The 22,664-nt window shown below is 74.1% G+C and carries 13 protein-coding genes; 7 read left to right on the top strand and 6 right to left on the bottom strand.

The window, feature by feature from the left end:
* Positions 1–729 precede the first annotated feature (729 nt).
* On the bottom strand, positions 730–1,296 hold the full coding sequence (locus ACFYM2_RS04095) for a MarR family transcriptional regulator (RefSeq protein ID WP_350231696.1): 567 nt from the start codon (positions 1,294–1,296) through the stop codon (positions 730–732).
* A 178-nt stretch (positions 1,297–1,474) separates the two neighbouring features.
* Between ACFYM2_RS04095 and ACFYM2_RS04090 the strand changes: the two genes are divergently transcribed.
* Entirely contained in the window at positions 1,475–2,755 is a 1,281-nt protein-coding gene (locus ACFYM2_RS04090; RefSeq protein WP_388833121.1) for an MFS transporter, read from the top strand.
* 58 nt (positions 2,756–2,813) lie between these two features.
* Here ACFYM2_RS04090 and ACFYM2_RS04085 read toward each other — a convergent pair whose 3' ends face one another.
* Positions 2,814–4,457 (bottom strand): SpoIIE family protein phosphatase, encoded by a 1,644-nt coding sequence (locus ACFYM2_RS04085; RefSeq protein ID WP_359004532.1) that lies wholly within the window; start codon positions 4,455–4,457, stop codon positions 2,814–2,816.
* A 137-nt stretch (positions 4,458–4,594) separates the two neighbouring features.
* Complete coding sequence (locus ACFYM2_RS04080) at positions 4,595–5,965, bottom strand: NAD(P)/FAD-dependent oxidoreductase (protein WP_388833043.1); 1,371 nt, start codon at positions 5,963–5,965, stop codon at positions 4,595–4,597.
* Positions 5,966–6,293: 328 nt separating this feature from the next.
* On the opposite strand from ACFYM2_RS04080, the gene ACFYM2_RS04075 reads away from it, so the two are divergent.
* Positions 6,294–7,208 carry a TetR/AcrR family transcriptional regulator gene (locus ACFYM2_RS04075; protein ID WP_388833040.1) on the top strand — a complete coding sequence of 305 codons (915 nt, stop codon included), beginning with the start codon at positions 6,294–6,296 and terminating at the stop codon, positions 7,206–7,208.
* Between the two features lie 210 nt (positions 7,209–7,418).
* Positions 7,419–9,461 (top strand): sigma-70 family RNA polymerase sigma factor, encoded by a 2,043-nt coding sequence (locus ACFYM2_RS04070; RefSeq protein ID WP_388833037.1) that lies wholly within the window; start codon positions 7,419–7,421, stop codon positions 9,459–9,461.
* Between the two features lie 74 nt (positions 9,462–9,535).
* Here the strand turns inward: ACFYM2_RS04070 and ACFYM2_RS04065 are convergent, their stop codons facing one another.
* Both ACFYM2_RS04065 and ACFYM2_RS04060 read right to left on the bottom strand, forming a co-directional pair.
* Positions 9,536–12,760 carry a BTAD domain-containing putative transcriptional regulator gene (locus ACFYM2_RS04065; protein WP_388833034.1) on the bottom strand — a complete coding sequence of 1,075 codons (3,225 nt, stop codon included), beginning with the start codon at positions 12,758–12,760 and terminating at the stop codon, positions 9,536–9,538.
* Positions 12,761–12,829: 69 nt separating this feature from the next.
* Complete coding sequence (locus ACFYM2_RS04060) at positions 12,830–15,007, bottom strand: asparagine synthase-related protein (RefSeq protein WP_388833031.1); 2,178 nt, start codon at positions 15,005–15,007, stop codon at positions 12,830–12,832.
* A gap of 792 nt (positions 15,008–15,799) precedes the next feature.
* On the opposite strand from ACFYM2_RS04060, the gene ACFYM2_RS04055 reads away from it, so the two are divergent.
* From ACFYM2_RS04055 to ACFYM2_RS04040, 4 genes are all read left to right on the top strand, one after another.
* Positions 15,800–17,215, top strand: a complete 1,416-nt coding sequence (locus ACFYM2_RS04055) for an MFS transporter (protein ID WP_350231689.1) — start codon at positions 15,800–15,802, stop codon at positions 17,213–17,215.
* A 110-nt stretch (positions 17,216–17,325) separates the two neighbouring features.
* The gene (gene lhgO, locus ACFYM2_RS04050) at positions 17,326–18,531 is read left to right on the top strand and encodes an L-2-hydroxyglutarate oxidase (protein WP_388833028.1); all 1,206 of its coding nucleotides are present in this window, start codon (positions 17,326–17,328) and stop codon (positions 18,529–18,531) included.
* A 720-nt stretch (positions 18,532–19,251) separates the two neighbouring features.
* Positions 19,252–20,025: a tRNA (guanosine(46)-N7)-methyltransferase TrmB gene (gene trmB, locus ACFYM2_RS04045; protein ID WP_388833118.1), complete on the top strand. Its 774-nt coding sequence runs from the start codon at positions 19,252–19,254 to the stop codon at positions 20,023–20,025.
* Between the two features lie 137 nt (positions 20,026–20,162).
* Complete coding sequence (locus ACFYM2_RS04040; RefSeq protein ID WP_388833115.1) at positions 20,163–21,605, top strand: PrsW family glutamic-type intramembrane protease; 1,443 nt, start codon at positions 20,163–20,165, stop codon at positions 21,603–21,605.
* 25 nt (positions 21,606–21,630) lie between these two features.
* Here the strand turns inward: ACFYM2_RS04040 and ACFYM2_RS04035 are convergent, their stop codons facing one another.
* Positions 21,631–22,575, bottom strand: coding sequence for an aldo/keto reductase (locus ACFYM2_RS04035; protein ID WP_359004510.1), 945 nt, complete (start codon positions 22,573–22,575; stop codon positions 21,631–21,633).
* Positions 22,576–22,664: the final 89 nt, after the last annotated feature.

Genomic DNA, 22,664 nt, shown 5'->3' with positions numbered 1-22,664 from the left:
CATGAATGTTTACCCGTAATCGGGTGCACACATCACGTAAGAGCGGGACGGAACCACCGGAATAAGGCGGCCCGTCCACAGCGTCCTCGCTGTGTCATCGCCTACCGACCACATGGGCCGGCAGGACTTTTCAAAGGAACCTCGTCCCACCGAAGTGGAGACGGGGTTGTCAATCTGGCGTTGACTTTTGGCACGCTGTTGAGTTCTCAAGGAACGGACGCTTCCTTTGTACTCACCCTCTCGGGCTTTCCTCCGGGCGCTTCCCTTCGGTATTTCGTGTTTCCGACTCTACCAGACTCTTTCGTGTCCGATTTCCTCGGTGCCTTTCAGGTTCTCCCTCGCGGGTTTCCCTTTCCGGCGGCTCCGACTCTATCAGATCCTTTCGGACCCGATTCCCGGTCTCCCGGGGCCAAGTCGGCTTGTCTTCCCGGCTGTTGGGCCGTTCCGACTCCCGAACTCTAGCGGATTTTCCCGGCAACCCGTAATCGGGGTTTCCGGGCCCGATCGAAATGAAATCGGCATGCCGAGAACATTCCCGGTCGGGAGATCGTGCTGAGTTGGGTGGCCGCAAAACCTGCGGCGGATGGTTGGCGCGGAACCACGTGGGCTCCGCACAACTCGAAGAACCTTACGGACCGGGCGGGGGCGTGTCAACCCCGGCCCTGGCTCCTGTCCACTGGTTTTTCAACCGTGCTGCTCAGTCCAGGTGCCGCTCAGTCCAGGTGCTGCTCAGTCCAGGTCGGTGAGGCGGCCGCCCGCGTCCGGCTGGGCGTGCTCCACCCGGCGCAGCAGGCGGATCAGCAGCTCGCCGAGGACTCCGCGCTCCTGCGGGGAGAGGTCCTGGAGGAGGTCTTCCTCGAAGTCGCTGGCCATCCGCATGGCCTCGAGCCACTTCGTGCGTCCCTCGTCGGTCAGCTCGACGATGACGCGCACCCGGTTGTTCTCGTCGCGGTCCCGCGTGACCAGGCCCTCGCCGGCCATGCGGTCGATGCGGTGCGTCATGGCGGCCGGGGTGAGGCCGAGGCGCTTGGCGAGTTCGCCGGGGCCCAGCCGGTAGGGCTCGCCCGCAAGGAGCAGCGTCTTCAGGACCTCCCACTCGGCGTTGCTGATGCCGAGTGCCGCGACCTGGCGGCCGTACGCCACGTTCATCCGGCGGTTCAGGCGGCCGAGGGCCGAGACGACCTTCTCCACCTGGGGGTCGAGGTCGCGGTACTCCCGCTGGTAGGCGGCGATCTGTTCGTCGAGGGTCGGCTCCTGGGGGCCGTCGGGCTCGCTGGGCTCCGTGGTCTCAGCCATGGCGCGAGTATGGCACGGCATCCGTTGGCATCTAAGTCCTTGAGTGTGTATTGTTAAGGATCTAATTTTAGTGTTGAAGTCTTCAGCCCTGAGCCCTTCACGTTCGAGCCCTCCGGCTCCGTGCCCTGCTCAGGGCCTCGAACTTCCAGGACTCAAGGTGGTGAGTGTGACCAAGGCGATGGGTGCTGCGATGCGCCGGATCCAGGCGGGCAACGCGCTGAGCGCGTTCGGGCTCGGGTTCACCGTTCCGTACCTCTATGTGTACGTGGCCCAGGTGCGGGATCTGGGTGCGACCACGGCCGGTGTCGTGCTCGCCGTCTTCGCCATGGCCGCGCTGCTCGTGCTGCCGTTCACCGGACGCGTCATCGACCGGCGGGGGCCGCTTCCGGTGCTGGTCGGCGCCGCGCTGCTGGCCGCTGTTGGCGCGCTGAGCATGGGCTTCGCCTCCAGCGTGCCCGCCGCCGTGGCGTCCGCCGCGCTCCTTGGCGCCGGTACCGCCGTCATGCAGCCGGCGCTCGCGACGATGATCGTCTGGTGCTCGGGGCCCGCTACCCGCACCCGCGCCTTCGCCCTCCAGTTCTTCCTCCAGAACCTCGGCCTCGGCATCGGCGGGCTCATCGGCGGCCAGATCGTCGACGAGAACCGCCCCTCCAGCTTCACCCTGCTCTTCTCGGTTGAAGCCGTGATGTTCCTGGTGCTCGCCGCTGTCGCGGGGTCCGCCAGGATGCCGCGCCCGGTGGCGCTCTCGGACGCACGTCCCAAGGGTGAACAGGGCGTCGGCGGCGGAATCCGGGCGCTCCTCGGCCACCGCGCGATGGTGCAGCTGTGCGTGCTCGGGTTCGTGCTGTTCTTCGCCTGCTACGGGCAGTTCGAGTCGGGGCTCGCCGCGTACGGCACCGAGGCCGCCGGGATCAAGCCCGCCACGCTCGGCATCGCGCTCGCCGCCAACACGGCCGTCATCGTGGCCGCCCAGTTCCTGGTGCTGAAGTTCGTGGAGCGCCGTCGGCGCAGCAGTGTCATCGCGTCCGTCGGCCTGCTGTGGGCCGTGGCGTGGATCGTGGCCGGATACGCCGGGCTCGGGCACGGCAGCCAGGCGATGGCGACGGCCGCGTTCGTCTCGACGTACGCGCTGTTCGGGCTCGGTGAGGCGATGCTGTCGCCGACCGTGGCGCCGCTGGTGGCCGATCTGGCCCCCGAGTCGATGGTCGGGCAGTACAACTCGGCGTTCGCCCTGGTCAAGCAGCTCGCGCTGGCCGTCGGGCCGGCTGTGGGCGGGCCCATGGGGGCCGCGCTGCACGGCCCCTACATCGTGACGTTCGTCCTGTTCTCGCTCGGGATCACCGTCCTCGCGCTGCGCCTCGGCAAGAGGCTGACGCTCGCGCAGGACCATCCGATGCTCGCGGCCAGGACGCGCGTGGTCGCGGTGCACCTGCCCGAGCAGGCGTCCGCCCACGCGTAAGCGCCCGGCGCGCGATGACGTGCCCGAGAGGGTGCTCCCCTCGGGCACGCGGCCCGCGCTAGTGCGGCAGCGCGAACTCGCACCACACCGCCTTGCCGCCGCCCGGCGTGCGGCGCGAACCCCAGGACGAGGCGATCGTCGCGACGATCGAGATGCCTCGTCCTGCTTCGTCCCCGGGGTCGGCGCGGCGGCGGCGCGGCAGATGGTCGTCCCCGTCGGTCACCTCGATGATCAGACGGCGGTCGGTGCGCCGCAGCCGCAGGCGCATCGGCGGGGTGCCGTGCTGGAGCGAGTTGGCGACCAGCTCGCTCGCGGCGAGGACGCCGAGGTCGCGCAGTTCCATCGGGAAGCGCCAGGAGGCGAGGACGCCGGAGGCGAAGGCCCGGGCGCGCGGGGCCGCTTCGATGCCGCCGAGCAGATCGAGCGCCGCGTTGTGGAAGAGCTCGGCGGACGGGCCGGTGCGGGCGGGATGCTGGCAGACCAGGACCGCCACGTCGTCGTCGTGTTCGGCGGTCACGCCGAGCGAGCGCAGCAGCCTGCCGCACACCACTTGCGGGGTGCCGACCGCGCCGGACAGCGCCCGCGCGAGCGCGGCCACGCCCTCGTCGATGTCCTCCCTGCGGCGCTCCACCAGGCCGTCCGTATAGAGGACGGCGGTGGCGCCGGGCGGCAGGTCGATGGCGCCCGAGGTGTGCAGCCAGCCGCCGGTGCCGAGCGGCGGGCCCGTGGGGTCGCCGGCCTGGTGGACGGTGCCGTCCTCGTGGCGTACGAGGATGGGCAGGTGGCCCGCCGACGCGTACACCAGGCGGCCCTCGTTGGGGTCGTGCACCGCGTAGACGCAGGTGGCGATCTGGCTGGCGTCGATCTCGGCGGCCAGGCCGTCCAGGAGCTGAAGCACCTCGTGCGGGGGCAGGTCGAGGCGGGCGTACGCCCTTACGGCGGTGCGGAGTTGGCCCATGACGGCGGCGGCGCGCACGCCCCGGCCCATCACGTCGCCGATGACGAGCGCGGTGCGGCCGGCGCCCAGGGTGATCACGTCGTACCAGTCGCCGCCGACCGCCGCGTCGGTGCCGCCGGGCTGGTAGGTGGCGGCGACGCGCAGGTCGTCGGGTTGTTCCAGCTCCTGCGGGAGCAGGGAGCGCTGGAGGGTGACGGCCGTTTCGCGGTGGCGGCGCTCGCTCGCGCGCAGCCGTTCGGTGGCCTCCGCGTGGTCGGTGACGTCGGCGGCGAAGACGAGCACACCGCCCTCCGCCTGGCCGGGGACCTCCACCGGGCTGCACGTCACCGTGTAGGAGCCGGCGCCCTGGATCCGGCGGGACTTCACGGTGCGGGACGTGCCGCTGCGCAGCACCTGGTCCATCAGCGGGAGCAGGCCGAGCTCGGCGAGTTCCGGCGAGACCTTGGCGGCCGGTGCGCCGAGCGGGCGCGCGCCGAAGGCCGCCACGTACGCGTCGTTGACGTACGCGACGCGGTGTTCGGGCCCGGTCACCAGCGCCACCAGGGCGGGGAGCTGGCCCAGGATGTCGCGCACGGAGAGGTCGTCGAGGGAGGGGGGCTCGGTCACATCGTCCGGCCAGGGCTCCGGTCGCGGCCCGGACGCGCCGCGGGCCGCGGGCACGGAGCCCCGGTCGGAGCGGTCGGTCCGTGCTGCGGCGCGGCGTTGCGTACCGGGGAGCCGGGCGCTCCAGCGCGTGAAGTTCACGGTGTTCCAAGCCTCGTGTGTTGCTGCGGGTGCGGTGCTGCCGGTGCTGGTGCGGTCATGGGTCGCGGGATCACTCTGTGCAGGTATGGGCCCACCTATGGTCACACGCCCAGTGTGACGGACCGCACTGACAACCGTCAGTTGTCGTGGGGGGCGGGGCCCTTGGCGGGCGGCCCGCCACCGGCGGCGATCTCGAACTCGGCGCGGGGGTGTTCCAGCGAGCCGAGCGAGACGATCTCGCGTTTGAAGAGCCCGGCGAGCGTCCATTCGGCGAGCACGCGGGCCTTGCGGTTGAAGGTGGGGACGCGGCTCAGGTGATAGGCGCGGTGCATGAACCAGGCCGGGTAGCCCTTGAGCTTGCGGCCGTAGACGTGGGCGACGCCCTGGTGCAGGCCGAGTGAGGCGACCGAGCCGGCGTTCTTGTGGCGGTAGCGCTTGACGTCCTCGCCCCGCACGGCCGCCGCGACGTTCTCGGCGAGCACCTTGGCCTGGCGCACGGCGTGCTGCGCGTTGGGCGCGCACTCCGCGTCCTTGTGCTCGGCGCTCAGGTCGGGGACGGCGGCCGCGTCGCCGGCCGCCCAGGCGTGCTGGACGCCTTCGACGCGCAGTTCGGCGGTGCAGCGCAGCCGGCCGCGTGCGGTCAGCGGCAGATCGGTGGCGGCGAGGAGCGGGGCGGGCTTGACGCCGGCGGTCCACACGACGGTGCGGGTGGGGAAGCGGGCGCCGTCGCTGAGCACGGCGACGCGGTTCTCACAGCTGTCGAGCCGGGTCTCCAGGCGTACGTCGATGTTGCGGGCGCGCAGCTCGCGGATCGCGTACGTGCCCATCTCCTCGCCCACTTCGGGCAGGATCCGGTCGCTTGCCTCGACGAGGATCCACTTCAGGTCCTGGGGCTTGATGTTGTGGTAGTACCGCGCGGTGTAGCGGGCCATGTCCTCCAGCTCGGCGAGCGCTTCGACGCCCGCGTAGCCGCCGCCGACGAAGACGAAGGTGAGGGCGGCGTCGCGGACGGCCGGGTCGCGGGTGGAGGAGGCGATGTCCATCTGCTCGATGACGTGGTTGCGCAGGCCGATGGCCTCTTCGACGGTCTTGAAGCCGATGGCGTGGTCGGCGAGGCCGGGGACGGGCAGGGTGCGCGAGACGGAGCCGGGTGCGATGACGAGCTCGTCGTAGGGCAGGCGGAGGGCGCCGGTGCCGTCCTCGGGCGAGGCGAGGGTGGTGACGGTGGCGGTGCGCCCGGCGTGGTCGACGCGGTCGGCCTCGCCGATGACGATCCGGCACTTGTCCAGGACGCGGCGCAGCGGGACGACCACATGGCGCGGGGAGATGCTTCCGGCCGCCGCTTCGGGCAGGAACGGCTGGTACGTCATGTACGGGTCGGGGGACACCACGGTGATCTCGGCCGTGCCCTCGCGCAGCTCGGACTTGAGCCGCCGTTGCAGACGCAGCGCCGTGTACATCCCGACGTATCCGCCGCCGATCACGAGAATCCGCACAGGTTCTGTCACCTACCCATGACGCAACGGGCCCCGGGCTTTGTCCACAGGCCTGACAAATTGTGTGACTGGAGGGTGCTCCTGGGGCGGTCGGCCCCTTCCGTGCCCCTTGATGGCAAAGTCGCAGGTCAGCCCGTGGGTGACACGTGCGGGCCGGGGTCCGATTCGGTCAGGTTTCGGTCCTTGGTCCGATCGGGGGGCACGCCGCGCGGAGGAACCTCTTCTGAATTGACTCCGGCTCAACTATGTTCGTATCCCGTCGGGGTGCCGGGTGAGGGACCCGTCCCCCGGCTGTCAGGGCGGGGAGTCTCCGGGGGGAGACATTAATACCGGGGGATCAATGCACATGCAGGACTCTCATTGGCAGACCGCCGTCGTCGCGGCATCCGACGGAAACGGCCGAGTGAGCACGGACATGGGTGTCGGGGGTGCGCGTTCCGCGCCGCTGCGGGTGGACGCCCAGCGCAATCTTGAGCATGTACTGCGCGCGGCGCGCGAGGTGTTCGGCGAGCTCGGTTACGGGGCGCCGATGGAGGACGTGGCGCGCCGGGCCAGAGTGGGCGTGGGCACCGTCTACCGGCGGTTCCCGAGCAAGGACGTCCTGGTGCGCCGGATAGCCGAGGAGGAGACCTCGCGGCTGACCGACCAGGCGCGTACGGCGCTCGGCCAGGAGGACGAGCCCTGGTCCGCGCTCTCCCGCTTCCTGCGCACATCGGTGGCCTCGGGGGCGGGACGGCTGCTTCCGCCGCAGGTGCTGCGGGTGGGTGTGGACGCCGAGGAGGGCGCGGGGGCCGCCGTGGCCGGGGAGCCCGAGGGCGTACGTCCGGAAGGCGCGCGCTCCGAGGGGATGCGCCCCGAGGGTGTGCGCTCCGAGGGTGTGCGCTCCGAGGGTGTGCGCTCCGAGGGTGTGCGCTCCGACAGCGTGCGGGACGGGCTCGACGAGGCGCGGGTGCCGCAGCAGCGTCAGGTCGGCGCGGCCGAACAGGGCCCAGGCTGGGGCCGGGTGATCGAGCAGCGGTCGGCTCCCCAGCAGGAGCTTGACGGCACGGGCACGGCCGAACTCCTCGCCGTGGTCGGGCAGTTGGTCGAACGGGCCCGGGCGGCCGGCGCGCTGCGCCGCGATGTGACCGTCGCGGACGTGCTCTTGGTGATAGCCACGGCGGCGCCGTCGTTGCCGGATGCCACGCAGCAGGCCGCCGCTTCGGCGCGGCTGTTGGACATCCTGCTCGAAGGGCTTCGCTCCCGCCCGGCCTGAGGCTCAAACGCCGCTTGGATCGCGGTAGTTGCGGGCTCCGGGCGCCGACGGCGGATCTTCGAGGCTTCCCCTAAAGGGTGACGGCTAGTGCTCGGGTGCGGTAAGTCTCCCCGGATGAGTGGTTGCCGGGCTTGAGGCTCGGCTCCGCTTGCGCTCTGTGGCACGCTTGCCCGGTGGTCGGGTCTGAGCGTGCTTACGGGAGCTTCCGCGATGGGCGTTGAAGAGCGGGACGAGTCGCGCTCGGGCGACGGCGGCCCGGAATCCGGCGGCCCCGGCGGGTCCGGCGGGGCGCGTCCGCCCCGCCAGGTGCCGAATCAGGGCGGCCCCCTGAGCGGTCCCGGAAGCGGTGCGTTCGGCGGGCCGACGGCCGTTCCCGGCCAGGTCGGCGCGGATTCCGCTTCCGACGCGTCGGAGGCGCGGGACCTGAGCGGCGGCACCGTGCTGCCCGGGCCCTGGGGACCCATGGACGGCATCGGCGATCCCGGCACCAGCGTGCCGCCGCAGCGCGAGGGCGGGCTGCGTGAGGGCATGGCCCTGGAGCTCGCCGAGGTCGGGCAGTCCGACGCCGATCTGATCCACGCGATGCGCACCGGCGACGACAGCGCGTACGAGGAGCTGTTCCGGCGCCACTCGGGCGCGGTGCGCCGCTACGCCCGCAGCTGCTGCCGGGACGCGCACACCGCCGACGACCTGACGGCGGAGGTCTTCGCGCGGACCCTTCAGGCGGTGCGCGGCGGCGCCGGGCCCGAACAGGCCGTGCGCGCCTACCTGATGACCACCGTGCGGCGGGTCGCCGCGTCCTGGACACGGACCGCCAAGCGGGAGCACCTGGTCGACGACTTCGCGGTCTTCGCGCAGGAGGCGGCGCGTTCGGCCGAGGTGTCCGACGACGACACCATCGACCTCGGCGCCGATGTGCGCGCCATGCACGAGGCCGAACAGACGCTGGCCATGCGGGCGTTCCGCTCGCTGCCCGAGCGGTGGCAGGCCGTGCTGTGGCACACCACCGTCGAGGAGGAGTCGCCGAGCGAGATCGCGCCGCTGTTCGGGCTCACCGCCAACGCGACCGCCGTCCTGGCCAGCCGGGCGCGCGAAGGCCTCAAGCAGGCCTACCTCCAGGCGCACGTCTCCAGCGCGCTGACCTCAGGCGGGGACTGCGCGCGGTACGCCGACCGGCTCGGCGCGTACGCGCGGGGCGGGCTTCGGATGCGGGCCGAGCGCGGGCTCAGCAAGCACTTGGAGGAGTGCGCCAGGTGCCGGGTCGCCGTCGTGGAGCTCAAGGACGTCAACGCCGGGATTCCCGCGCTGCTCCCGGTCGCGGTCATCGGCTGGTTCGCCGCCGGGTTCTCGCTCAAGGCGGCCGGGGTCGTGGCGGGCGGCGCGGCCGGAGCGGCGGGCGCGGGCGCCGCGGCCGCCGCGACGGGCGGTGGTTCGTCCGGCGGCGCGGCCGGGACCGCCGCCGTGTCGGAAGGGCTCGGCGCTCCCGCCAAGGCGGGGATCGCGGCGGCGGTGGCCCTCGCGGTGGCGGCCGGCGTCGTGTTCGCGCTCGCCGGCAACGACTCCCCGCCGCCCAAGCCCGACGCGAAACCGCCCGCCGTCGCCCCCGTCGTACCGCCCGAGCAGCCGCCTCCCCCCTCCCCCGAGCCGCCCGCGCCCCCCGCGCCCGCGCCCCCGCCGAGGCCCGCGCCGAAGAAGCCGGTGGCCAAACCCGCGCCGCCGCCACCGGCCCGGCCCAGGCCCACGCCGCCTCGGCCATCGCCACCACCCGCCCCCGCTCCGCCCGAGCCGGCGCCCACGCCTCCCCCGCCGCCGCCCGCCCCGGCCGTCTACCAGGTCAACCGCCTCCAGTACGGACTGCTCGGCGACGGCACCAAGCCCGAAGTTCGACTCGGCGATTCGAGCTGGCTGTGGCAGCGCTCCGGCCTGCGCATCGGTGACCGGCGCTATCCGCACGGGGTGACCGTGCACGGCCGGTCCTCGGTGACCATCGACCTCAACCGCCAGTGCCGCGCCTACGACGCGTACGCCGGCGTCGACCAGCTGTCGCTGGGTCTCGGCGTGGTGCGCTTCTCGGTCTACGGCGACGGGGCCCTGCTGTGGCGCTCGCCCGTCCTGCGGGGCGGGGACCCGGCGGTGCCGGTGCACGCCGACCTCGCGGGGCGCGGGACGATCCGGCTCGTGGTCGAGCCGGAGGGCCCGTTCGGCTCGGCGGCGCTCGCCGACTGGGCGCGGTCGCAGATCAGCTGCGCCTAGCGGGCGCTTCAGTTCCTCCTGCGCCCGGCTCGGCAGGCGTTTCAGTTCCCCCGGCGCCCGGCCCGGCAGGCGCTTCAGCTCCCCGCAGCGCCCGGCTCGGCGGGCGCTTCAGTTCCCCCGGCGCCCGACTCGGCGCCGGTCGCCGGGTCGGTCAGCGGCGGGATCGCGGCCGGGGTCAGGCCCGCGCCGGCCGTGCGCTCGGCCTCGTACTCCTCGGGCGTCAGCGCGCGCCGTGCCCGTGCCGTGATGGCCTGCGCGGTCTCCGCTTCAGGGACGGAACGCGGGATGCCGGCGCGCCAGGCGGTGGCTGCCGCCAGAACCCGTACCGCGCGGGCGTGTTCGCCGAGGTCGCCGAGGAACTGGGCCGCGCGTTCGGCGAGGTGGGCCAGGACGAGCTCGGTGCAGTGGCTGTCGCCCGCCTTGCGCAGCGCCCGCGTCATGCCCCGCAGACCCGCGAGGGGGCCCGACTCCAGGGCTGCGACCCGGGCGTCGAGTGCGTCGAGCAGCGCGACGAAGTGCGGGGGCGAGTGTGGCGGCCCCGTCGTGGCGAAGTCGATGGCCTGGTCGCGCAGGGCGAGCGCCGCCTCGATGTCGCCCCGGTCGAGGGCGACGGTGGCGAGCAGCGAGTGGACGTAGGGCATGGCCTCGGCGGTCCGGCAGCGCCGGGCCTCCGTCGCCGCCTCCGCCAGGGCCTTCTCGGCGCCGTCCAAGTCACCCTCGCGGTAGCACAGTTCACCGACCCGGGCGGTCAGGAACGGGGTCTCCTGGTAGGCGCCGACCTCGCGGGAGAGTTGCAGCGCCTCCTCGTAGGCGGAGCGGGCGAGCGCGGGCATGCCCCGGGTCATCGCGGCCTCGGCGGTGGCGCCGGCCACCTGGGCGCGCATCCAGCGGTCGCCGACCCGGCGGCCCAGTTCGCGCAGCTCGGCCAGGTCGTCGTCGACGCCGTCGAAGCCGCCGGGCATGTCGATGGCCATATGGGTGCGGAACATCAGGCCCACCGCGACCGCCCAGTCGTCGCCGTGGCGGCGGCAGTTGGCGACGACCGCGTCGATGGAGTCGCGCATCATACCGGGCGGGTCGGTGTTGAAGGAGGAGAAGGGCCAGAGCAGCCCGGGGAAACGGGCCGCCTCGGGGCCTCCCGGCTCGAAGGCCCGCCGGATCCGGTTGAGGCGGTCCTGGACCGCCGGGTCGGCGAACCCCTGGTCGCGGTCGGTGTCGGAGAGCAGGAAGAAGCGGAGCAGATCGAGGTGGAGCCGGGACCAGTACCGGGGGTCGGACTCGTCGGCGGGGACGGGCGAGAGGGAGGCCACGGAACCGGCCCACGCGGCGCCCTCGGAGCGGTAGTTGCGCAGCCACCAGAACCAGCCCATGTCGAGCGCGATCGCGCAGGCGGCTTCCTCGTCGGCGCCGGGCGGGGTCGTCGTGCGGCGCAGCACGGCCCGGATGTTGTCGAGCTCGGTCTCCAGGCGGCGGATCCAGGGGAGCTGTTCGCGCGAGCGTACGAGGGGTTCGGCGCGGCGGACCAGGTCGCGGTAGTAGGCGGTGTGGGCGTCGGCCGCCGCGCGCAGCACCTCGGGGGTCTCGGCGGCGCGCTCGACGGCGTACTCGTGGATGGTCTCCAGCATGCGGTAGCGCATGCCGCTGCCGTCGTCCGCGGGGACCGCGATGACCAGGGACTTCTCGACGAGGGCGGCGAGGTCGTCGGTGGCGCCGCACACCGCTTGGGCGGCCGTGAGGTCCCAGCCGCCGGCGAAGACGGAGGCGCGGCGCAGCACGTCGCGTTCGGCGTCGTCGAGCAGCCCCCAGGACCAGTCCACGACGGCCCGCAGGGTCTGCTGGCGCGGAAGGACGGTGCGGCTGCCGCTGGTCAGGAGGCGGAAGCGGTCGTCGAGGCGGTCGGCGATCTGGCGCGGGGTGAGCAACCGCAGGCGGGCGGCGGCCAGTTCGATGGCGAGCGGCAGACCGTCGAGGCGGCGGCAGATCTCGGCGACGGCTTCGGGGTCGGCGCCGGGGTCGAAGTCGGGGCGCACCGTGCGGGCGCGCTCCGCGAACAGGCGGTGGGCCGGGAGCGGCGGCAGCGGCTCGACCGGGCGGACCGCCTCGCCGGGCACGCCGAGCGGTTCACGGCTGGTGGCCAGGACGCGGAGCCCCGGGCAGCGGGTGAGGAGGGTTTCGGCGAGCTCGGCGGCGGCGCCGATGACGTGCTCGCAGTTGTCGAGGACGAGGAGGGTGTCCGGCCACTGTGCGAGGTCGTCGACCAGGCGGGCGGTCGGGTCGGTGTGGGCGGGCTGGCCCTCGCGCGTGAGCAGGGCCGTCTCGCGCAGGCCGAGCGCGGAGATCACGGCGCCGGGCACGGCGTCGGGTTCGTCGAGCGGGGCGAGCTCCACGAGCCAGGCGGGCGTGTCCGACGCGGCCGCCGCCTGCTCCGCGAGGCGGGTCTTGCCGGTGCCGCCGGGGCCGGTGAGGGTGACCAGGCGGGAGGAGACCAAGTCGGCCCGGATCGCCGCGAGTTCGGGCTCGCGGCCCACGAACGAGGTCAGCCGGGGACGCAGGTTGCCCTCGGCGGGCCCGGCCGGATCGGGCTCCTCGCGCAGCAACTCGGCGTGCAGCGCGGTCAGTTCGGGCCCCGGGTCGGTACCGAGGGAATCGGCCAGGGTGCGGCGGGCCTTGTCGTAGGCGGCGAGCGCGTCGGCCCTGCGGCCCTGGGCGCGCAGCGTCCGGATGAGCTGGGCGTGCAGCGTCTCGTCGTAGGGGTGGGCGGCGAGCAGTTCCGCGAGTTCGGGCAGCAGTCCGTCGGTGGCGCCGCGCCGCAGGTCGGCCTCGATGCGGTGGCGCAGCGCGACCAGGCGCCGCGCCTCGGGACGCACGGCGGCGTGGCGGTCGGGCAGGTCGGCGAGGGCGGGGCCGCGCCACAGGGCGAGGGCGGCGCGCAGGGTGTCGGCCGCGGCTTCGGGGTCGCCCGCGGCGAGCTGGGCCGCGCCCTGGGCGGCGCGCTCCTCGAACGCGTACAGGTCGACGGCGTCCGGCGGCGCGGCGAGACGGTAGCCGGCCGGGCCGGACTCCACGGCCTCCTTGCCGATCGCGCGGCGCAGCCGGCCGATCAGGGCCTGGAGCGCGGCGGGCGCGTCCTGGGGCGGGTCTTCGGCCCATACGTCGTCGATGAGGGCCGGTACGGGAACGGCGCGGCCGGGGCGCAGGGCGAGCGCGGTCAGGAGCGTACGCACACGGGGACCGCCCAGGGGTATGGCGGTGCCGGTGTCGTCGTGCGCCTCCGTGGCGCCCAGGATCAGGTACCGCACGGGTTCATTATGGCGGGGCGGCCCGCGCGCGCCGCGCCCACGCTTCGGGGGAGGCGGCGCGGACCCGGCTCACGCCCGCAGCGTCGGGCGCCTGGGCGGGGTCACACCGCCCGCCACCGCGCGCTGCTTGGGCGCCGCCGTGCCCGTCCAGCACGTTCCCCTGCGGGCCAGCAGGCGGCGCAGCCACAGCTCGGTGGAGACCAGGTCGGCCAGGCCGTCAAGGGGCAGGGGTTCGCCCGAGGCGGCGGCCCGCAGCGCCTTGCGGACCGTGCGGGCCTCGATCAGGCCCGCGTCGGCGAGCAGCGGCGCCTCGAAGAGGGCGACCAGCGGGTCGGTGTACTGGCGCAGGCCCGCGCGGGCGGCGGCCGTGGAGGGCGCGTGGGAGGGGGCGCCCCAGCCGGGGGGCAGGTCGCGCACCCCGGACGCCGAAAGCACCGTACGCAGGATGGTGGCGCGGGCGCCCGGCTGGACGCGCAGGGATTCGGGCAGGGCCCGGCAGGCGCGGACGACCTGGTTGTCGAGGAAGGGCGCGTGCAGACGCTGACCTCGGACCTCCGCGGCCTGTTCGAGGACGCGGTGGTCCGACGCGTAGCGCGCGAGGGCGGCCGACGCGCGGGCCTCGCCGGGGCGCTGGCTCGGCGCGGGCCGGGTCGCCGACGCCATGAGGCGAACCGATACTTCCGCCAGCGCCTCGCCGGTGAGCCAGCGGGCAGCGGGGCCCGGCCGGGTCCACGACAGGGCGGCCAGGGAGATCGACAGCGGGCTCGCCGCGTCGTCGAAGCGGGGCTCGCGCAGGGCGTCCGCCGCCGATTCGATGCCGGCGCGGTAGGGGGTGCGGGCCAGGCGGCGGGCCGCGCGGTAGACGGTGAGCGGGACGAAGAGGGAGTGGGCCGAGGGGCCGCCCGCCTTGGCGAGGGCCGTCGCCGGACGGAGCAGGTGCCGGCGCTGACGGTCCATCAGAAGATCGGCGAGGCGCGCCGGGTGGGCGTCGATCACCTGGCGCGCGCCGCTGCCGGTGAAGTGGTCGGCGCTGCCCGACAGGAGGCGTGCGCGGTGGCGGGGGGCGGTGATGAGGGAGGGGCCAGGTTCGTCCGTGAGGGCGCCTTCGAGGTCGGCGTAGGGCAGGGCCTCATCGCCGCCCGTCACCACCACGTGGTGCAGGCGGGGGTTGGCGGCCATCGCGCCGGCCCGTTCCCGTTCGGCCCGCCCGCCCGGCACGGCGAGGTCGTTGAAGGTGACGGCGAGCAGGCGCTCGCCCGCGCCGGTGCCGTGGCCGAGCACCGTGCCGGGCGCCCCCGGCAGGCCGGCGGCGAGCAGGGCAAGGGTGGCGGAGGCGGGCCCTCCGGAGAGGTCGGAGCCGATGCCGGGCGCCGGGCCCCCGCGTGCCGCGCGCCGCTCGGCGGGGCCCATGCCGGGGACCGGGCCCGGGTCGGGCGGCGGGGTCTCGGGGGCGTGCCGGGGCGCGGTGAGCCGGGCGCGCACCGCGCGGACCAGGGCGTCGCGCACGCCGTCCACGGCCTCGGCGGGCGCCCGCTGGGGCGCGGCCACCGCGAGCGAGGCGAACGGTTCGTACCCGGTGATGTCGCGCGAGCCCTCGCGCAGGACGAGTGCGTGGCCGGGCGGGATGCGGCGCACGCCGGCGTACGGAGTGGAGTCCCCCAGCGCCTCCGGTACGTCGGGGCAGGCGAGCAGGGCGGCGAGGTGGCCGATGTCGAGCTCGGCCTCGATGAGGTCGGCGAGCGGGAGCGCTGCCGTGGCGTAGGCGGTCCCGCCGGCCCAGGGGGTGTGGAAGACGGGCCGGGCGCCCGCCAGGTCGCCCACCACCGTGATGCGGCGGGCGACCTGGGCGACGGCCGTGTAGCTGCCGGGCCACGCGGACAGGTGGCGCAGCGCGCCGCCGCGCGCGGCGAACAGGCCGAGGCGCAGCTCCTCATCGGTGGCGGCGCAGCAGCCGAGGACGGCGAGGCGGGTGTCGGCGCCCACGCTGACCAGGCGGATCTCGTCGGGGCGCCAGTCCCCCACGGCCCACAGCGGATCCGGGTCGCCCCACAGGAGCTGGGCGCCGACGGGGTGGACCGTGCGGCCCTCGTCCGGCTCGCCGACCGCGCCGGCGGTGCGGCCGTGGCCGTAGCCGTCGGGAGCGCCGTACGCGCCCGTTCCGTACGTGGTCGTTCCGTACGCGGTCGTTCCGTACGTGGTCGTGCGGAAGCTTGCGGCGACGCTGCTCCACCCCACCAACCATCGCATCGCGCCTCCACAGGCTGTGGACAACTCGTGGACAACCCCGGGCCGACCGCCTTCTGACGTCACGTCAGATTGGGCCGGGACGACTTCCCGTCAGGGCGCTCCACGGGGGCCCGAGGAGGCCGGAACCCCATGCTGCCACGACAACCGCGCCCAAGAGGGGCTACCGGCCGCGCGCACGCCAAGTGAACACACGCCGGGGGATGGCCGATTGACACCGTTCCCGGGACGTACGGGACAGGCCGGGCGGGATCGGCGAGATGCCGTCGGCCGCTCCGGCGAGGGGCGATATCCGGCCATTCTTGGCCGCCGGGACCGTCGCCCCACGCGTCTCTGGAGGCCCACAACACACAGTCCGGGAGGCGCCGTTCGCCTCCCGGACCGGTCCGCCGCCCGCGGGGATTGAGGCGGCGGTGTCCCCCAGCCCGCCGTATCCATGCGGCGGGCCGACCCACGCACCACACATGGAAGCGTCCCCCTGGGGGCCCTGCGAGAGCGCACGGCCGGGCGCACGGCCACACGTCGGGAGCGCGGCGGCGGCCGGCGCCGCCTCACCCCCGGCGCAACGCGTCCGCGCCCGGGCCGGCGCCGGGGGCGTCGGCGGGCGACCGTACGGAAAACAATCTCGCCATACGGAAGACCGCCCCTTAACGGTCGGGATGCGGCGAACTACGCTGTGTTTACTGCTGTTCCTCACGGGTGGCATATTCCCGAGGGCACGGCCACATGCTTTTGCGGCCGACGAACCGGACACCACACCACCCGGGGAACGCCGTCTGTGTCGAGGGGTGGCGCATGTCCAGGGAGCAACGCGGGCCCAACGAGAAGCTCGGCACCGTTCTCGCCCTCGCGGGAATCAGCAACGCGGGCCTCGCCCGCCGGGTCAACGACCTGGGCGCGCAGCGGGGCCTGACCCTTCGCTACGACAAGACGTCCGTGGCGCGGTGGGTCTCCAAGGGCATGGTGCCCCAGGGCGCCGCGCCGCATCTCATAGCCGCGGCCATCGGCGCCAAGCTGGGCCGGCCCGTCCCGCTGCACGAAATCGGCCTCGCGGACGCGGACCCGGCCCCCGAGGTCGGGCTCGCCTTCCCGCGCGACGTTTCGGAGGCGGTGCGCTCGGCGACCGATCTGTACCGGCTGGATCTGGCCGGACGGCGCGCGGGCGGCGGCATCTGGCAGTCCCTCGCGGGCTCCTTCGCGGTCAGCGCCTACGCCACACCCGCCTCCCGCTGGCTCATCACCCCGGCCGACTCCTCGGTGGCCCGCAGCACCGACCTGACCGACCTGCCACCGTTGAAAGTCGGCCACAGCGATGTGGCCAAACTGCGCGAGGCCGCCGAGGACGCGCGCCGCTGGGACTCCAAGTACGGCGGCGGCGACTGGCGTTCGTCCATGGTGCCCGAGTGCTTACGGGTGGACGCGGCCCCGCTGCTGCTCGGCTCCTACAGCGACGAGGTGGGGCGGGCCCTGTTCGGCGCGACCGCCGAGCTGACCCGGCTCGCCGGCTGGATGGCCTTCGACACCGGCCAGCAGGAGGCTGCCCAGCGCTACTACATCCAGGCCCTGCGCCTCGCGCGCGCGGCCGCCGATGTGCCGCTCGGCGGCTATGTGCTGGCCTCGATGTCGCTCCAGGCCACCTACCGGGGCTTCGCCGACGAGGGCGTCGACCTCGCGCAGGCCGCCGTCGAGCGCAACCGGGGCCTGGCCACCGCCCGCACCATGTCCTTCTTCCGCCTGGTGGAGGCCCGCGCCCACGCCAAGGCGGGCGACGGACACCCGGCCGAGGCCGCCCTCAAGGCCGCCGAGTCCTGGCTGGAGCGCTCGCGCGAGGGCGACTGCGACCCCTCCTGGCTCGGCTTCTACTCCTACGACCGCTTCGCGGCGGACGCGGCCGAGTGCTACCGCGACCTGAAGGCGCCCCGCCAGGTGCGCCGCTTCACCGAGCAGGCCCTGTCGCGGCCCACCGAGGAGTTCGTCCGCTCGCACGGCCTGCGCCTGGTGGTCAGCGCCGTGGCCGAGCTGGAATCGGGCAATCTGGACGCGGCGTGCGCGGCCGGCACCCGGGCCGTCGAGGTCGCGGGCCGCATCTCCTCGGCGCGCACCACCGAGTACGTCCGCGATCTGCTGCACCGCCTGGAGCCCTACGGGGACGAGCCGAGGGTCGCGGAGCTGCGCGAACGCGCGAGGCCGCTGCTCGTGACCCCGGCGTAGCGGCCGTCCGGGACGTTTACCGGGATTGTCAGTGGGCCAGTGCAGTATGTGGTGAGGGGGTCCGGGGCCGTCCTCCGGGAAAGACGCGAACCGGGGTGGGAGGTGCCTGGGTGACGACGACGTACGACTGCGACGTGCTGGTGGTCGGCGGCGGGATCGTGGGCCTGTCGACGGCGTACGCGCTCACGCGGGAGGCGCCCGGGACACGCGTGACGGTCCTGGAGAAGGAGCCCGGCCCGGCCCGGCACCAGACGGGGCGCAACAGCGAGGTCATCCACAGCGGCATCTACTACAGGCCCGGCTCCCTCAAGGCGCGCTTCGCGGTGCGGGGCGCGGCCGAGATGGTCGAGTTCTGCGCGCGGTACGGCATCGCGCACGAGGTCACCGGCAAGCTGATCGTGGCCACCGAGCGCGCGGAGCTGCCCCGGCTGCACGCGCTGGTCCAACGCGGCCGCGAGAACGGCATCCCGGTACGGGAGCTGGGCCCGCCCCAGATAACGGAGTACGAGCCGGAGGTGACCGGCCTCGCCGCGATCCACGTGGGTACGACGGGGGTGTGCGACTACAGGGCGGTGGCGGCGCGCCTGGCGGAGCTGTCCGGCGCGGAGGTCCGCTACGGCGCGGAGGTCGTCCGCGTCGACCGGCGCGCCCCGCTCGGCGTCGCCGTGCGCACCGCCGACGGTACGGTGCTGCGCGCCCGCGCCCTGGTCAACTGCGCGGGGCTGCACAGCGACCGGGTGGCGCGGCTCGCGGGTGACGACTTGGGCGTACGGATCGTGCCGTTCCGGGGCGAGTACTACGAGCTGGCCAGGCCCGGCCTGGTCAAGGGCCTGGTGTACCCGGTGCCCGACCCGGCCTTCCCCTTCCTCGGCGTCCACCTCACCCGGGGTGTGGACGGCTCGGTCCACGTCGGGCCCAACGCGGTGCCTGCGGCGGCCCGCGAGGGGTACGACTGGCGCACGGTGCGGCCGCGCGAGCTGGCCGGCACGCTCGCGTGGCCGGGCTCGTGGCGCATAGCCCGGCGCCACTGGCGTTACGGGGCGGGTGAGCTGCGGCGTTCCTGGTCCAAGCGGGCCTTCACCGATGCGGTGCGGCGGCTGCTGCCCTCGGTGACCGAGGCCGATCTGCGGCCCGCGCCGGCGGGGGTGCGGGCGCAGGCGGTGCTGCGGGACGGCACGCTGGTGGACGACTTCCTGATCCGTCAGGCGCCGCGGACGGTGCACGTCCTGAACGCCCCGAGCCCCGCGGCGACGGCGTCCCTCCCCATCGGCCGCGAGGTCGCGTCCTGCGCTCTGAGGGTTTTGCGCGACGCGTAGCCGGGTGGGCCGGCGCGCACCCCGTCAATGCGGCCGCCCCTGACGGTCTCGGCGCGGGCCCGTATCGGGGCCGAGCCCCAGGTACCCCGGCCGCGGACCGTGGTCGCTCCCCGCGCAGTTCCCCGCGCCCCTGACGGGGCTGGTGCCGGCCCGCATGAGCATCCCCAGCCCGGTCGCCCCCGGCAGGTTTTGGTGCTGGCCCATGGAGGCAAACCCAGCCCGTCCGGCGATTGAGGACGAGCGCCCTTCAGGCGCGAACGGGGTCTGGGGCGGAGCCCCAGGGAGCTCGGCTGCGGACCGTGGGCGCTCCCCGCGCAGTTCCCCGCGCCCCTGGCAGGGCCGGTGCTGGCCCGCATGAGCATCCCCAGCCCGGTCGCCCCCGGCAGGTTTTGGTGCTGGCCCATGGAGGCAAACCCAGCCCGTCCGGCGTTTGAGGACGAGCGCCCTTCAGGCGCGAACGGGGTCTGGGGCGGAGCCCCAGGGAGGTCGGCTGCGGACCGTGGTCGCTCCCCGCGCAGTTCCCCGCGCCCCTGGCAGGGCTGGTGCCGACCCGCACATACAGCCCGCCGCCCCCGGCAGGGCTGGTGCTGGCCCGCGTGGGCATACCCAGCGCGTGGGTCGGGCCGGGCCGGGTTTGAGGGAGCGGGGTCTTAGGATGGGGGCATTGTGTCTGAGCACCCCCGCACCCCAGAAGCCCCGGCCCCAGCGACCGGCAAGGTCCTGCCGAGGGACAAGGCACCCCGCTTCCCCGGCGGCCCCGCCGCCGACCCCGCCGGCTCGCACCACGAACGCCGCATCCGCAGCTTCCAGCCCCGCCGCAGCCGCGTCACCACCGGCCAGGGCGAGTACCTGGAGCGCCTGTGGCCGGTGTGGGGCTTCGACATCGACGGGCTGCGCAAGATCGACCCGGCGGAGCTGTTCGACGGCCTCCCCGTCGTCCTGGAGATCGGCTTCGGCATGGGCGAGGCCACCGCGCAGATGGCCGCCGACGACCCCGCCACCGGCATCCTCGCCGTCGACGTCCACACCCCCGGCCAGGGCAACCTCCTCGGCCTCGCCGAGCGCGGCGGCCTGACCAACATCCGCGTGGCCAACGGCGACGCGATCATCCTGCTCCGCGAGATGCTGGAGCCGGACGCCCTGGACGGCATGCGGGTGTTCTTCCCTGACCCCTGGCCCAAGAAGCGCCACCACAAGCGCCGCCTGATCCAGCCGGAGTTCCTGACCCTCGCCGCCACGCGGCTGAAGCCCGGCGCCGTACTGCACTGCGCGACGGACTGGGAGGGCTACGCCGAGCAGATGCTGGAAGTCCTCGAGGCCCACCCCGACTTCGAGAACACCGTGGAGGGCGGCGGCTACGCGCCCCGCCCCCCGTTCCGCCCGCTGACCCGGTTCGAGGGCCAGGGCCTCGACAAGGGCCACGTCGTGCACGATCTGCTGTTCCGCCGGGTCGCGCGCACCGGGCCCGCCACCACCGGCGCCCACAGCGGGTAGTGCGGGCGCCGTCGCGCATTGTCAGTGCGGCTCGTTAGGGTCGTCCCGTGTCCTTCGAGCCGCTTCCGCATCGCCCACACCCCGGGCAGGGCGCCGGTGCGCCCCCGCAGTCCGGCCAGGCCCTCGCGCCCCGGCCGGTGCCGCCGTGCGCGGACGAGCCCCGGTTCGAGACGGTCCCGCCGGACCGGTCGAAGTGGCGCTACCGCCCGCGCCGCGACTTCTGGCGTTCCAAGGCGGTCCGCGCGGGCGCGCTGATCACCCTGCTCGCCCTGTGCGGCCTGGTCATCGTCGCGCTCGTACGGGAACAGACCGGCACCGAGGGGTTCTTGGTGGGCCTGGGCCTCGCGGTGCTTCCGGTGCCGTTGCTGGGCGCGGCGTTCCGCTGGCTCGACCGGGTCGACCCCGGCCCCTGGCGCAACCTGCTGTTCGCCCTCGCCTGGGGCGCCTGCGCCGCCGCCCTGGTGGCGATCATCGCCAACTCGTTCGCGACGCGCTGGATAGCCACCGCCACCGCCGACCCCTCGTCCGCCGACCATCTGGGCGCCAGTGTCATAGCCCCGATCGTCGAGGAGAGCGCGAAGGCGGCGGCCGTCCTGCTGCTGTTCCGCTTCCGCAGGCGCGACTTCAACGGGATCGTCGACGGTGTGGTCTTCGCCGGTTTCACCGCGACCGGCTTCGCCTTCACCGAGAACATCCTCTACCTGGGCAACGCCTTCGGTGAGGACCAGGCGAGCCACAGCGGCGGCTCGACGACGGCCGCGACGTTCTTCGTACGGGTCGTCATGTCGCCGTTCGCGCACCCCCTGTTCACGGCCCTGACCGGCGTCGGCTTCGGCCTGGCCGCGCTCTCGCCGCCCGGCAGGCGGCTGCGCCGCGTCGCCCTTCCGCTGCTCGGCCTGGTCCTCGCGATGGGCATGCACGCCCTGTGGAACAGCTCGACGCTGTTCGGGCCGTACGGCTTCTACCTCGTGTACGGGGCGGTCATGCTGCCGGTGTTCGGGCTGCTCACCTGGCTCGCGATAGGGAGCCGGCAGCGCGAGCTGCGTACGGTCGCCGCCGAGCTGCCCGCGTACGCGGCGGCCGGCTGGCTCGGGCCGGCGGAACCGCTCGCGCTGTCGTCGATGCGGGCCCGCGCGATGGCCCGGGACTTCGCCCACCACCGCTTCGGCGGGAAGCCGGCGGCGCGGGCGGTCGCCGAGTACGAGGCGTTCGCGACCACGCTCGCCTTCCTGCGCCACCGCGCCTACCGCCGCGCGGGCGCCACCGGCCCGAGCCCCGACTTCGCGGCCCGCGAGCAGGAACTGCTCCACCATCTGTGGGAGCGCAAACCGGTCGCGGGCCCGGCGCTGCTGTACGCGGCGGGCGCGGCGGGCCGGATCTGGCTGCCCCCGCAACCGCGCCCCGCGTACCCGGGCTCCCCGTACCCGCACGCCCAGCATCCGTACGCGCAGCACCCGCACGCCCAGAATCCGTATGGCCAGCGCCCCGACGCACCCCGTCCCGGGTACGCCCCCCACGGACATCCGGACCCGTTCCCGAGCCCCGCGCCGGGCGCCCAGCACAACCCCTACCGGTCCTGAGTCCCCTGAGTCCGCCCGGCGCCGGTCACGCGGAGGCGGCCGTGAGCTCGCTGATCTGCGCGTCGGTGAGCTCCAGTTCGGCGACCGCGAGCAGCGCCGGCAGCTGCTCCACCGTGCGGGCGGAGGCGATGGGCGCGGCGACGGTGGGGCGGGCGGCCAGCCACGCGAGCGCCACCGTGGCGATCTCGGCGTCGTGCTCCTGGGCGATCCGGTCGAGCGCGGCCAGCACCTTGCGGCCCCGCTCGGTCTCCAGGTGCTTGCCCGCGCCGGCGGCCCGCGCGCTGTCCACGGACTTGCCCGGGCGGTACTTGCCGGTGAGGAACCCGGCGGCCAGCGCGAAATACGGCACGGCGGCAAGACCCGCGCGCGACGCGGTGTCCTGGAGGGCGCCCTCGTAGGTGTCGCGCGAGACCAGGTTGTAGTGCGGCTGGAGCGCCACGTACTTGGCCAGGCCCTCGCGGTCGGCGAAGTCCAGGGATTCCTGGAGCCGGGCGGGGGTGATGTTGGAGGCGGCGACCGCACGGACCTTGCCGTCCCGCACCAGCTGGTCGAGGGCGGTGACGATCTCCTCGACGGGGACGGTGAGGTCGTCGAAGTGCGTGTAGTACAGGTCGATGTAGTCGGTGCCGAGGCGGCGCAGCGACTCCTCGGCACCGGCCTTGATGGTGCTCGCGGCCAGCCCCTCGTACCGGGGGTGCGCGCCGACCTTGGTGGCGATGACGACGTCGGCGCGGTTGCCCCGGCTGGTCAGCCACTTGCCGATGATCGTCTCGGATTCGCCGCCGGAGTTGCCGGGGGCCCACTTGGAGTAGGCGTCGGCGGTGTCGACGAAGTTGCCGCCGCCCTCGGTGTAGGCGTCCAGGACGGCGAAGGACTGGGCCTCGTCGGCGGTCCAGCCGAAGACGTTGGCGCCGAGGGCGAGGGGGTGGACGGAGAGGCCGGAGCTGCCGAGTACACGCAGAGAAGTCATGGCTCCTCCCAACTCCCCGCCGGGCCCGCCTATTCCACCCCCGGCGGAGGCGGACAGGCCGACGTGGTCCCCGCGAGCCGGGGCAGACC

This window comes from Streptomyces sp. NPDC006711, from assembly GCF_042869775.1.
Taxonomy (GTDB): domain Bacteria; phylum Actinomycetota; class Actinomycetes; order Streptomycetales; family Streptomycetaceae; genus Streptomyces.
Note: the sequence above shows the minus strand (reverse complement) of the source record. Positions and strands in the feature narration are given on the sequence as shown.